9 protein-coding genes are annotated in these 11,872 nt (G+C 74.9%); 3 read left to right on the forward strand and 6 right to left on the reverse strand.

Going from position 1 to position 11,872, the window contains the following annotated elements; translation table 11 throughout:
• Positions 1-68 precede the first annotated feature (68 nt).
• Positions 69-1,646: a tryptophan 7-halogenase gene (locus ACF1A5_RS23780; protein WP_392194871.1), complete on the reverse strand. Its 1,578-nt coding sequence runs from the start codon at positions 1,644-1,646 to the stop codon at positions 69-71.
• A gap of 84 nt (positions 1,647-1,730) precedes the next feature.
• Between ACF1A5_RS23780 and ACF1A5_RS23785 the strand changes: the two genes are divergently transcribed.
• Positions 1,731-2,042: a DUF6269 family protein gene (locus tag ACF1A5_RS23785; RefSeq protein ID WP_392194872.1), complete on the forward strand. Its 312-nt coding sequence runs from the start codon at positions 1,731-1,733 to the stop codon at positions 2,040-2,042.
• Between the two features lie 207 nt (positions 2,043-2,249).
• On the opposite strand, the gene ACF1A5_RS23790 is transcribed toward ACF1A5_RS23785, so the two are convergent.
• Positions 2,250-4,169 (reverse strand): BTAD domain-containing putative transcriptional regulator, encoded by a 1,920-nt coding sequence (locus tag ACF1A5_RS23790; protein ID WP_392194873.1) that lies wholly within the window; start codon positions 4,167-4,169, stop codon positions 2,250-2,252.
• 265 nt (positions 4,170-4,434) lie between these two features.
• On the opposite strand from ACF1A5_RS23790, the gene ACF1A5_RS23795 reads away from it, so the two are divergent.
• A complete protein-coding gene (locus tag ACF1A5_RS23795; protein ID WP_392194874.1) occupies positions 4,435-4,728 on the forward strand; it encodes a hypothetical protein in 294 nt (97 codons plus the stop codon).
• A 29-nt stretch (positions 4,729-4,757) separates the two neighbouring features.
• Here the strand turns inward: ACF1A5_RS23795 and ACF1A5_RS23800 are convergent, their stop codons facing one another.
• The 4 genes from ACF1A5_RS23800 to ACF1A5_RS23815 form a co-directional block, all read right to left on the reverse strand.
• The gene (locus ACF1A5_RS23800) at positions 4,758-7,745 is read right to left on the reverse strand and encodes a BTAD domain-containing putative transcriptional regulator (protein WP_392194875.1); all 2,988 of its coding nucleotides are present in this window, start codon (positions 7,743-7,745) and stop codon (positions 4,758-4,760) included.
• A 145-nt stretch (positions 7,746-7,890) separates the two neighbouring features.
• The gene (locus tag ACF1A5_RS23805) at positions 7,891-8,118 is read right to left on the reverse strand and encodes an acyl-CoA carboxylase epsilon subunit (protein WP_392194876.1); all 228 of its coding nucleotides are present in this window, start codon (positions 8,116-8,118) and stop codon (positions 7,891-7,893) included.
• 10 nt (positions 8,119-8,128) lie between these two features.
• Positions 8,129-9,670 (reverse strand): acyl-CoA carboxylase subunit beta, encoded by a 1,542-nt coding sequence (locus ACF1A5_RS23810; RefSeq protein ID WP_392194895.1) that lies wholly within the window; start codon positions 9,668-9,670, stop codon positions 8,129-8,131.
• 25 nt (positions 9,671-9,695) lie between these two features.
• Complete coding sequence (locus ACF1A5_RS23815) at positions 9,696-10,685, reverse strand: polyprenyl synthetase family protein (RefSeq protein ID WP_392194877.1); 990 nt, start codon at positions 10,683-10,685, stop codon at positions 9,696-9,698.
• A 306-nt stretch (positions 10,686-10,991) separates the two neighbouring features.
• On the opposite strand from ACF1A5_RS23815, the gene ACF1A5_RS23820 reads away from it, so the two are divergent.
• A complete protein-coding gene (locus tag ACF1A5_RS23820; protein WP_392194878.1) occupies positions 10,992-11,843 on the forward strand; it encodes a hypothetical protein in 852 nt (283 codons plus the stop codon).
• Positions 11,844-11,872 lie beyond the last annotated feature (29 nt).

The raw sequence follows: 11,872 nt of genomic DNA on the forward strand, positions 1-11,872 counted from the left end.
GCGAACGCGCCCCGGCCCAACGTACCGAGAACGCCTCGGGGGCACCCTTGATTTTCCTCGTGTCCCGCTCACGCCCCGCTCAGGGCCGCCGCCGGCGCGAGTGCCGGGCGGGTGTGCAGCCGGTGCAGGTAGGCGTGCGCGGTCGGGAGGGTCTCCAGCAGGATCGCCTGCTGGCGCTTGATCCGCGCGAAGTGGGCGTCGGCGGTGCGGCGGGCGTCCGGGCGGTGCGGCAGGGCGGCCGGCGGGCGGCCGCCGAGCGGGTCGAGCGCGGTCAGCAGGGCCCGCAGCGGCACCTCGCCCGGGACGGGTGCCAGGCCCGCGCGGTGGCCCTCCAGGCAGTCCGCCAGGGCGTCGGACAGCGGCAGGGTGCGCTGCGCCCGCCAGAAGGGCGTGTCGGCGCGCGGGGCGGCGCGGTACAGGAGCTGCGCCCGGTCGCAGGCCGCCGCGGTGTCCGCGGCCGCGTCCCGGTTGAAGCGCGCCGCCGGGGCCCCGCGGTCCCGCCGGGAGGGGAAGTCCCGGATCAGACGGGCGAGTTGGCGCAGGACATCGGTGAACTCCTCGTCGGCGAGCGGGTCCGCTGACCGGGCCGCCGCGCCTAGCGCCACGCAGTTCCTCACCCAGGGGCGGCGGGCGGCCCCGGTCCGGTGGGCGAGGATCCTCACCTCGGCCTCGCCGGGGCGCCGTCCGCACAGCGCGAGCAGGGTGCGCGCCGCCTCCTCCTCGCCCGTCCAGGTGCTCGCGCAGACGAGCCCGGCACCGTAGCGGTCGGGCAGCGGCCGCCGCCAGCACCAGCCGTACGGCAGGGCGGTGGCGGTGCCGTACGGCTCCACGCCGTCCACGGCGGCGTCGTACGGCACGGTGACGGTGACCGTCCGGTCGGTGAGCAGGCGGCCTCCCGGACCGGTGAACGGCTCGCCCAGCAGCCCCGCCAGGAGCAGGCTGTCGGGGCCCGTGCAGTCCAGGAAGAGGTCCCCGGCGAGCCGGGTGCCGTCGGCGGTGCGCAGTGCGGTGATCATGCCGTCGCCGTCCCGGTCGCAGGAACGCGGTTCGCCCCTCACCGCCCGCACCCCGAAGCGCTGGACGGCCGTTCTGCGCAGGAATTGGGTGAGCATTCCGGCATCGGCGTGCCAGCCGTAGGGGACGGCGGCCCTTCCGTCCAGCCAGCGCGGTGATTTACGGGCGTCCAAGAGGGGCGGTTCACGAAAACACGCGTAGTCGTAGGGCTCGACGGTTTCTCCCCGGCAGCGGCGCAGCCGCCAGAATTCGGAGAGCGGGAACTCCTCGCATTCCGGAAGGGCCGCGAAAGGGCGGAGAAAGTGGTCGGGGCCGTGCCCCGCGGTGGTCCGGGGAGCCGTCCGCGCGGGGCCCGGGGTGCGCCAGTTGACGTGTCGCGTCCCGAGGCTGAAGGACGCCGAGCAGGCCCGCATCCAGGTCTCCTCCCGGATGCCGAGCCGGTCGAAGAGGTCCCGCTGCGTCCGCGGCGCCAGGGCGACCACCTGGCCGTTCTCCACGGCGGCCGGGCGGGATGGACTCTCCAGCACCGTGAGTCCGGCCGTCCGCCCGAACGCGGCGGCCAGCCGGGCGGCGGCGGCCCAGCCGGCGAGGGTGCCCCCGACGATCACGACTTCTTCGATACGGCTGTCCATGGGGACATCGTCGGCACGGCCCTGTATTCGGGCGGTACCGCGTCTTGCGGCGATCTGTATCGGTGCGTACGGACGGGCCGAAGAATGCGTACAGAAGTGCGGCCGAACCTGTCGGTGCGGGGCCTGAAGAGGACCCGGAGCGAACAGGAGGAGCACATGTTCGACGAGAAGATTCCCCCGTCCCGGGTCCAGCACCCCCTGGCCATTCTGACCGAGATCGAGAATGCCGCCGCGGTGGACCAGGAACTGCTGCTGCGGGACGCGGGGACGCCGTGGGCGGGGCTCCTGGCCGCCTACGTGGACACGCTCAACGAACTGGCCCTGGGCGCGGCCGAGGACACCGACTACATCGCCACGTTCGGGCTGGACGAGGGGCACGCGGGCGGCTGCGGCTGAGGGGCGCGCGGCTGCGGGCGGGTGCGGGGGCGGCGTGCTCCGCGGGTGGCCGACGCGGGCGGCGCGCCCGCCGGTGGGCGGCGTGGTCCGTGGGTGGGCGGCGCGTGACGTGCGCAGGGCGGGACGTGCGGAGGTCAGGGCGTGCGGAAGGCCCGGTGGCCGGCCGGGGGGACGGGCCGGGCGGCCACCGGGCCGGGTGGGGTGCCGTCAGCGGGCGGAGTCGAGCAGCGGCGCCGCGGTGCCTGGGTGGCGGTCGTGCCACTGCTTCGCGTACAGCCGTACGAGCGGCATGAGCCGGTAGCGGGGCGCTCCGGCAGCGGGGGCGCCGGACGTGCCGAACGGGTCCTCGGGCGGGCGCCACGCCTCCAGGAGCCGCGCGTCGGCGAGCTGGTCCAGGAGGTCCTCGGCGTCGTCCGGGCGGCGGTCGAGCAGGGCGGCCGCGTCCAGGGCGGTCGGATGGGGCAGGCCGGCCGCCGCGAGCGCGCCGAGCGCCGTCGCGGCGGGCGGGGGCAGGGCGTGCAGGGCGCGATGGAGCCCGGTGGAGACGTCCAGGCGGCCGATGCGCAGTTCCTCGAGGCGGCGCTCCTCGGAGGCGAGCCGGTCGGCGAGCCGGGCGACGGGCCAGTGCGGACGGGCGGCGAGCCGGGCTCCGGCGACGCGCAGCGCGAGCGGCAGCCGGTCGCAGAACTCGGCGACGCGCAGGGCCGCCCGGGGTTCGGCGGCGAGCCGTTCGGCGCCCGCCACCGACGCGAGCAGCGTGGCCGCCTCGGCCGGGGTCATCGGGCCCAGGCGCACCAGCCGGACCGCGTCGAGCGAGGCGAGGGCGGGGTGTGCGCCGGTGACGACGGTGCGGGCGGCGCCGCCGGGCAGCAGGGGGCGTATCTGGGCGTCGTCGGCGGCGTGGTCGAGGACGACGAGGACCCGGCGGCCGGCGGCGAGCGTGCGGAACAGCCGGGCCCGCTCGTCGACTCCGGCGGGCAGACGGTCCTCGTCGGTGCCGAGGGCGCGCAGGAACCGGCCGAGCACCTCCTCGGTGATGCGGCGGCCGCCGTCGGGGGTGCGCAGATCGGCGTAGAGCCGGCCCTCGGGGAAGTCCTCCCGGCACGCCTCGGCGACGCGCAGGGCGAGCGCGGACGTGCCGGTGCCGGGGGCGCCGGTGACGACGACGTCGTGCCGGGCCCGCAGTGCGGCCAGCACCTCACCGAGCGCCGTCGAACGTCCCGTGAAGTCCCTTGGAGCGGGCGGCACTTGGTCGTGCGCGGGCCCCTCGCAGGCGACGGTTCGCGCCACGCGACCCGGTATGACCGGGCCGGCGGCCTCGGCCTCAGCACCGGTCGTCGCGCACGCCGGGGCCGTCGCGGACGCCAGGGTGACGGGAGCCGGAGGCCGGGGGGCCGGGAGGGTGCCGGTGAGGATGTGGTGGTGGAGGGTGCGCAGTTCGGGGGTGGGGTCGATGCCCAGGTCGTCGGCGAGGATGCGGCGGCCGTCGCCGTACACGGCGAGCGCGTCGGCCTGGCGTCCGCAGCGGTACAGGGCGGTCATCAGCTGGCCGCGCAGCCGTTCGCGCAGCGGGTGGCGGTCGACGTGCCCGGTGAGGGCGGGGACCAGGTCGGTGTGGCGGCCGAGGGCGAGTGCCGCCTCGGTGTGGAGTTCGAGCGCGGCGAGCCGCGACTCCTCCAGGTGCGGCCCCGCGTCCGCGGCGAGCTGCTCGGTGACGTCGTCGAGGGCCGGGCCGTGCCAGAGCGCGAGGGCTTCGGCGAGCCTGCGCTCGGCGTCCGCGTGGCGTGCCGCGCGCAGATCGGCGCGGCCCGCGTCCACGAGGCCGCGGAAGACGTCCCAGTCGAGGACGGCGGCGCCGAGGTCCATCCGGTAGCCGGTGCCGTGCCGGGTCAGTCCGTGTCCGGGTCCGAGCCGGGTACGCAGCCGTGACACGTAGGTGTACAGCCGGCGGGTGCCGCCGGCGGGCGGGTCCCAGCCCCACAGCAGGGTGGTCAGCCGTGCGTCCGAGACCACCTGGCCGTGGGCGAGCAGCAGGGCCGCGAGCGTGGCGCGCTGCTTCGCGCCGTCCAGGGCCACGGGGTGCCCGTCGCGCTCGGCCGCGACCGGGCCGAGAATCCTGAACTCCATGCGGGCCTCCGCGGGTGCGCGGGCCCGCTGCGGTCCCGGGCCGTGTGCCGCGAAAGCTAGTGACCTGCGGTTTTTCGGTGCCATCGGTTCGATTTCGGGGCAGCGAAAGAGATTTGAAAGCGCCGGAACAGGACGGGTCCGTAGCGTTCCGCACAGTTCAGCGGTTCGGCGGTACTCGGATACGGCAGCGCACCGGTTCGGAAGTACGGCGTTCCGGCAAGACGGTGGAACAGCGTTGCACCGTTCAGGAGTTCAGGAGGCCGGCATGAAGCGTGTTCATCTCTCCGCCAGGGCGACCGGGGCGGCCACGGAGCAGGCGACCGGGACGACCGTGACGGCGGCGGCCTCCCAGGCGGGCCGGCTGGCGGCCGGGGCCCTGCTGCTCCTCGCGGCGGTGGGGACGGCCGGTGCGCACCAGGCCCTCGGTCCGTTCGCCCGCCCCGACGGGGCCCAGGTCACCTCCGACGACCCGTGGACGTCGGCGCGGGCCGCGGCGGGCGCCGACGATCCCTGGACGTCCGCGCCCGCCGGGATGCTGCGGGACGACCCGTGGACGTGACCCGGCGCGGGACGTGAGGGGGAACTCCGTCAGGGGCGGGTCTGTGCGAACAGCTCTGCGCAGTGGCCCGGTTCGTCCTGCCCGAGCATCCGCAGCAGCCGTTCCACCCGCTCCCGCCACAGCCTGACGCCGACCTCGGCGAAGAGGCCGTCCGCCTGGGTGAGGCTCGCGGCTGCGCCCGCCCGGTCGGAACGGACCGAGCGCACGCAGCCGAGCACGACCGCCGCCCGTGCCTGGAGATACCGGTCCGGGACCTGTTCGGCGGTCTGGAGCGCGCCGCGCAGCACCGTCTCGGCCTCCTCCAGCCTCCCCTGGCGCCACAGTGCCTCTCCCAGGGAGCGCAGCACATGGGCCTCGCCCCGGCGGTCGCCGCTGTCGAGCACCAGCTCCAGCGCGCGCCGGCAGGCCGCCTCCGCCCGCTCGCCGTCGCCCTGGTGGATCAGCGCGTCGGCGAGCCGTACCGTGCTCTGCGCCTCGCCGCGGACGGTGCCCAGGCCCCGGCTCTTCGCCACGGCCTGCGAGGACAGCCGCAGACTCGCCTGCGCGTCCCCCCGCTCCAGTTCGATCTGGGCGAGCATGCCCAGCGCGTGGGCCTCGGCGTAGTGGTCGCCGACCTCGCGGAAGACGTCCAGCGCCTCCCGGACGAGCCGCCCGGCCCGGTCCAGGTCGCCCTGGTTGCGGGCGCACAGCGCCAGGTTGCGCAGCACCAGGGCGCGGCCCTGGGGGCGGTCCAGATCCTGGAACAGGCGCAGGGCCGGCACCAGCCGGGCGTGGGCGCTGTCGAACTCCCACCGGATGATCTCCAGGGTGCCCAGCGACTGCAGCACCGCCGCCTCGCCGAGCCGGTCGCCGGTGCGGCGGGCCGCCTCCAGCGCGGCCCCGGCGCAGTCCCCCCAGTCCTCCAGGTAGTTGCGGTTCTGGAAGAGGGTGACCGCGGTGACCGCCAGGTCCCAGGCGTGGACGGACTCGTCCTCGCGGGCGAGCTGGTCGACGAGGGCGGTGAGCGGCAGCCGCTCGGTCTCGAACCACCCCATGGGGTCCTCCAGCAGACTGTCCACGAGATGCGCGGGCAGCTCCCGCAGCGGCGCCGGGCCGTGCACGACGGTGTAGTCACCGCCGTACATCCTGCGGTGGGCCTCGCGGGCGAGGGCGAGCCAGGCTCCGCCGGCCCGGCGCACCGCGGCGCGCCGTTCCTCCTCGGTGTCCTCGGCGAGCGCGCACTCGCGGGCGAACAGGCGCAGCAGGTCCTGGAAGCGGTAGCGGACGTGCCCGGCGCCTACGCTGACCGGTTCGAGCAGCTGGGCGTCGACGAGCTGCTCGATGAGGTCCTCGGCGTCGACGGGGTCGAGGTCGAGCAGCGCGGCGCCCGCCCAGGCGGAGAACTCGGGAACGCTGAGCACGCCGAGCAGCCGGAACATCCGTGCGGTCTCGGCGGGCAGCCCGCGGTAGCTGAGCCGCAGACCGGCGCGCACGCCGCGGGAGTCGATGCTGAGTTCGTCGAGCCTGCGGTGCTGGTCCTCCAGGCGGGACACCAGGGTCCGTACCGACCAGTGCGGTTTGGCGGCGAGCCGGGCGGCCGCGATCCTGAGGGCCAGCGGCAGCCGGTCGCACAGCTCGCTCAGCCGGGCCGCGCCGACCGGGTCGGCGCCGAACCGTTCGTCCCCGGCGACCCGGGAGAGCAGCGTGATCGACTCGTCCTGTTCGAGGGAGCCCAGCTGGAGCGGGACGTAGGCGTAGTCCCCGGCGAGGTCACCGCCCATGCTGTCCCGGCTGGTGACGAGGACGCAGCAGCCTGAGGTGGCGGGCAGCAGCGGGCGTATCTGCTGGAAGGAGCGGGCGTTGTCGAGGACGATCAGCACCCGGCGGCCGTCCAGGACGCTGCGGAACAGGGCGGTGCGCTCGACCTGGTCGGCGGGGATCTGCGGGCCGGGCACGCCGAGGGCGCGCAGGAAGCGGTCCAGTACGGCGCCGGGCCGGCGCGGGGCCTCCTCCTCGTCGTAGCCGCGCAGGTCGGCGAAGAGCCGGCCGTCGGGGAAGCGGGCGACGACCTGGTGGGCCCAGTGGACGGCCAGCGCGGTCTTGCCGACGCCGCCGGTGCCGGTGACGCAGCCGACGGGCAGGGCGGTGCCGTCGAGGTGGTCCAGCAGCCGGTCCAGGGCGGCGAGTTCGTCGCGTCGGCCGGTGAACGAGGCCGGGGCGGGCGGGAGATGGGCGGGTACGGGGGTGGGGGGTGCCGGCGTGACGTGTTCGGTGGGCGGCATCAGGCGCGGGGAGTCGGCGAGGATCTCCTCGTGCAGTTCCTGGAGGGCGGGGCCGGGGTCGATGCCGAGTTCCCGGGCGAGCAGGCGCTGCCCGTCCCGGTAGGTCTCCAGGGCCTCGGCGCGGCGGCCGCAGCGGTACTGGGCGAGCATCAGCTGTCCGATGGCCTGTTCGCGCAGCGGGTTCTCGCGGACGAATCCGGTGAGTTCGGCGACGAGGTCGCCGTGCAGGCCGAGCTCCAGACGGATGGCGGTGAGCTGTTCGTACACGTCGAGGCGGAGTTCGGTCAGGCGCTGGGCCTCGGCCTCCACGCGCGCGGCGGTGATGCCCTCCAGGGCGGGTCCGCGCCACATGGCGAGGGCCTCGCCCAGGTGGGCGCGGGCCTCCTCGAGGTCGCCGCGGCGGGCGGCGACCCGGCCCTCGGCGGCGCGCTCCTCGAACTCGACGGCGTCGATGCGGTGTTCGCCGGGGAAGAGCATGTAACCGGGGTGGCTGGTGACGAGGACGCCGTCGACGCCGAACGCGGTCTTGAGGGTCTTGCGCAGGCCGGAGACGCAGATGGCGATCTGGTTGCGGGCGGTGGCGGGCGGGTCGCCGTGCCAGACGGCGTCGGCGAGGGCGTCGACCGAGACCACCCGGCCGGGGGCCAGCAGCAGCATCGACATGAGGGTGCGCTGACGGCCGCCCTGGAGGGCGACGGGCCGCCCCTCGGCACTGATGTCCAGCGGCCCCAGGATCCGGAACACCACCTGAAGCACCGCTGCCTCCCGACTCCGGCCGCAGCCGTACCCGTACCGAACGGCCCGAATTGGCCGCTTTCCGACTGATTAGCAAGACACGCGACCGGGCGGCAACGAGTACGGCAGCAAGCTGCCAGCCGGTACGCCCCTCGGCCGCGCGCCCTCAGGCGCGGGCCTGCCAGGACGCGGGCGGGGGTGTGCCGGGGCGGTGCCAGCGGACGGGGGCTGGGTCCGGGGCGGGACCTGCGCCCTCGGGGGCGGCCGTCATGAGCGCGGTGACGAGCGCGGCGACGACGGCCACCTCCTCGGGGGTGGGGCTGCCGCCGATGACCCGGAACAGGGCCGGGGCGAGCGGCCCCCGGAGGGCGGGCGCCGCGGGGGTGCCGGACATGCGGGTCTCCTCACATCGGGGGGTTGCCGTGCTTGCGCGCGGGCAGGTCGGCGTGCTTGGCGCGGAGCATCGAGAGCGCCGCGATCAGGGCCGGCCGGGTGTCGGCGGGGTCGATGACGTCGTCGACGAGGCCGCGTTCGGCGGCGTAGTAGGGGTGCATCAGCTCGGTCTTGTACTCCTTGACCAGCTGTTCCCGCATCGCCTCCGGGTCGTCGGCCGCCTGGATGCGGCGCCGGAAGACCACGCCCGCGGCTCCCTCGGCGCCCATGACGGCGATCTCGTTGGCGGGCCAGGCCAGGGAGAGGTCGGCGCCGATGGAACGGGAGTCCATGACGATGTAGGCGCCGCCGTACGCCTTGCGCAGGATCACCTGGATCCGCGGCACGGTGGCGTTGCAGTAGGCGTACAGGAGCTTGGCGCCGTGCCGGATGATGCCGCCGTGCTCCTGGTCCACGCCGGGCAGGAAGCCGGGCACGTCGACGAGGGTGACCAGGGGGACGGAGAAGGCGTCGCAGAGCTGCACGAAGCGGGCGGCCTTCTCGGCGGAGTGGATGTCGAGGACTCCGGCCAGGGAGCGGGGCTGACTCGCGACGATGCCGACGACCTGGCCGCCGAGCCGGGCGAACGTGGTGATGACGCTGGTGGCCCAGCGTTCGTGGACCTCCATGTGCTCGCCGTCGTCGACGAGTTCGGCGATGACCTCGCCCATGTCGTAGGGGCGGCTGCCGTCTAGGGGCACCAGGTCGCGCAGCCGCTCGCAGCGCCGTTCGGCGGGGTCGGAGGAAGGTACGGCGGGGGGCGCCTCGCGGTTGTTCTGCGGCAGGAGGGAGAGGAGGTAGCGCACCTCGGCGATGCACGTCTCCTCGTCGTCGTAGGCGAAGTGGCACACCCCGCTCGTCTCGGCATGCACGTCCGCGCCGCCCAGACCGTTCTGCGTGATCTCCTCGCCGGTGACCGCCTTGACCACGTCCGGACCGGTGATGAACATCTGCGAGGTCTCACGGACCATGAACACGAAGTCCGTCAGCGCCGGACTGTAGGCCGCACCACCCGCGCACGGGCCCAGCATCACCGAGATCTGCGGGATCACCCCGGAGGCCCTGGTGTTGCGCTGGAAGATCCCGCCGTACCCGGCGAGCGCCGAGACACCCTCCTGGATCCGGGCACCCGCACCGTCGTTCAGCGACACCAGCGGCGCACCCGCCGCGATCGCCATGTCCATGATCTTGTGGATCTTCGTGGCGTGGGCCTCGCCCAGCGCACCCCCGAAGACCCGGAAGTCGTGCGCGTACACGAAGACCGTACGGCCCTCCACCGTGCCCCAGCCGGTGACCACACCGTCCGTGTACGGCTTCTTCGCCTCCAGCCCGAAACCGGTCGCCCGGTGCCGGCGCAACTGCTCGACCTCCTGGAAGGACCCCGGGTCCAGGAGCAGCTCGATCCGCTCCCGAGCGGTCAGCTTCCCCTTGGCGTGCTGCGCCGCGGTCCCCGCGGGAGGCCCGTCGAGGGCCTCCTGCCGGATACGGCCGAGTTCGGCGATCCGCTCGTGCATGGTCATGGCCGACTCCCTTGTCGGTTCAGCTGGTTCGGAGGGCGACGTAGTCGCAGAGGGCGAGCAGGGCACGCCGGGCGGCGGGCGGCCGCAGCGCGCCGAGGGCGGTCCGGGCCCGGTCCAGGCGACGCCGGAGCACCGTCTCGGTCTCGGCGAGCGCGGGCGAACGGGCGAAGAGTTCCAGGGCGCGCTGGGCGCCCGCCGCCGGGACGGGTCCGGCCCGCAGGAGGGCGCGCAGTTCGGCGTCGGCCGGGTCGTCGCCGTCGAGGGCGAGCAGCACGGGCAGGGTGGGGACGCCGGCCAGCAGGTCGGTGCCGCGCTCCTTGCCGCTCACGTCGGCCGGGGAGCGCAGGTCCAGCAGGTCGTCGGCGATCTGGAAGGCGAGGCCGAGGTGTTCGCCGTACTCGGTCAGCGCCTCCACGCTGTCGGCGGGCGCGCCCGCCTGGAGGGCGCCGATGCCCAGGGACATCGACAGCAGGGCGGCCGTCTTGCCCGCCGTCACCTGGAAGTAGTGGGTGACGGGGTCCTCGCCGGGGGCGGGCCCGGCGAGTTCGCGCAGTTGCCCGGCGACCAGCCGGCCCGCGGTACGGGCGTTGAGCGCCACGGCCTCGGGGCCCAGCTCGGCGGCCAGCCGGGCGGCGCGGGCGAGCAGCCAGTCGCCGCCGAACACCGCGGCCCGTTCGCCGAAGCGGGCGTGGACGCTGGGGACGCCGTGCCGGGTGGGGGCGCCGTCCATGACGTCGTCGTGGTGGAGCGAGGCGATGTGCACCAGTTCGGCGACGACGGCCGCCTCGACGATCCCGTCCCGCCAGGGGTCGCCGAACTCGGCGCCGAGCAGCACCAGCAGCGGGCGCAGCCGCTTGCCACCCGCGGCGGCGAGGTGCCCGGTGATCGCGGCGACACATGGGTCGGCGGCGTCGGACGCGGTGGCCGAAAGGTATTTCTCGACGCGTTCCAGGGATTCCCGCAGCCGGTTGTCGAGCTCGGCTTCAGCGAGGGCCAGCCGGTCGAGCAATCCCGTTTCCCGGGGGCCCGGGGAGAATTGCGTCCCGGCCCGGTGAATTCGCCGCACGGCCATCGGAAACCCCTCTGAGACACGGTGGAGCATTGCCGGCTTTCGGACATCGGATGCCAACTGTCCGTGGCCGGAACACAGTTCTCAACTGCGCTGACATGAAGGTGCCAGCCCGCGCCGGAACCGCCTCGGCAACGCCCGCTGTCAGCTTCCTGCCACATTCCAGGCCACCTCGCGCGATGCACGGCCCCGCGCCGGTGGCCGCGGATATGTTCCGAGCGGAAACTCCGAGGAAAGGTAAAGGAATTGCGCATCCTAAAGGCGCTCGCCACCGCCGCCACCGCACGCGTCGCCGCACTGGTCACCGCGCTCGCCGCCGTTTCCCTGTCCCTCGCGGCCGCTCCGGCGTCCGCCGCCACCCACGGCGGCGTCGGTGGCGGCGAGCGGACCGGCCGGTCGTGCGGCGCGCTGCGGCTGGCCGGCTCGCTGCCCGCGCCGCCCGCGGGCATGGCCGTACAGCAAGAGGTCTCGATCGGCGCGGACTGCGCGCCGCGGCTCGGCGCGGTGCGCCTGGTGCCGCTCGACCGCTCCGCGGCGGCCGGGAGGGCGCGGACGGCGACCGGGCCCGCGAGCGCGACCGTGAACGGTGCCGCGGCCGGGGACGCGAGGAAGGCGGCCGGCGCGGGGACTGCCGGCGCGGGGACTGCCGGTGCCGGGACTGCCGGCGCGGGGACTGCCGGTGCCGGGACTGCCGTGAGCGGCCCGCACCGGATCGCCGGCTGGAACGAGATGTACGACTGCTGCAACATCCGTATGACCGGCCTCTACACGACGTCGGAGTGGACCACCGAGGACGGCCGTGTGGTGAGCGCGGCCACCGGCGCCACCCAGCGGTGGAACCGGGAGCCCTGGGACGCGGGCTGGTCGCTGAAGTCGGCCGGCCGTGACACCGACTGCGCCGCCGACTGCCCGGTCTCCCGCACCGAGGCTCACGCGGACTTCACCTACCGGGGCGTCTTCGACGTGACCGGCGTCCGGTACGCCAACACCCACCACTCGTCCGTGGAGCTGGGCGCCGACGGCCGCGCCACCTGCCGCTTCGACGTCGAACTGCGCCACACCTTCATCGGCTGGAACTGGCGCCGCGGCTGCGCCTGACCGAAAGCCGAAAGGCTCCCGGTGGGCGG

The organism is Streptomyces sp. NPDC014864 (assembly GCF_043081525.1).
Lineage (GTDB): Bacteria > Actinomycetota > Actinomycetes > Streptomycetales > Streptomycetaceae > Streptomyces.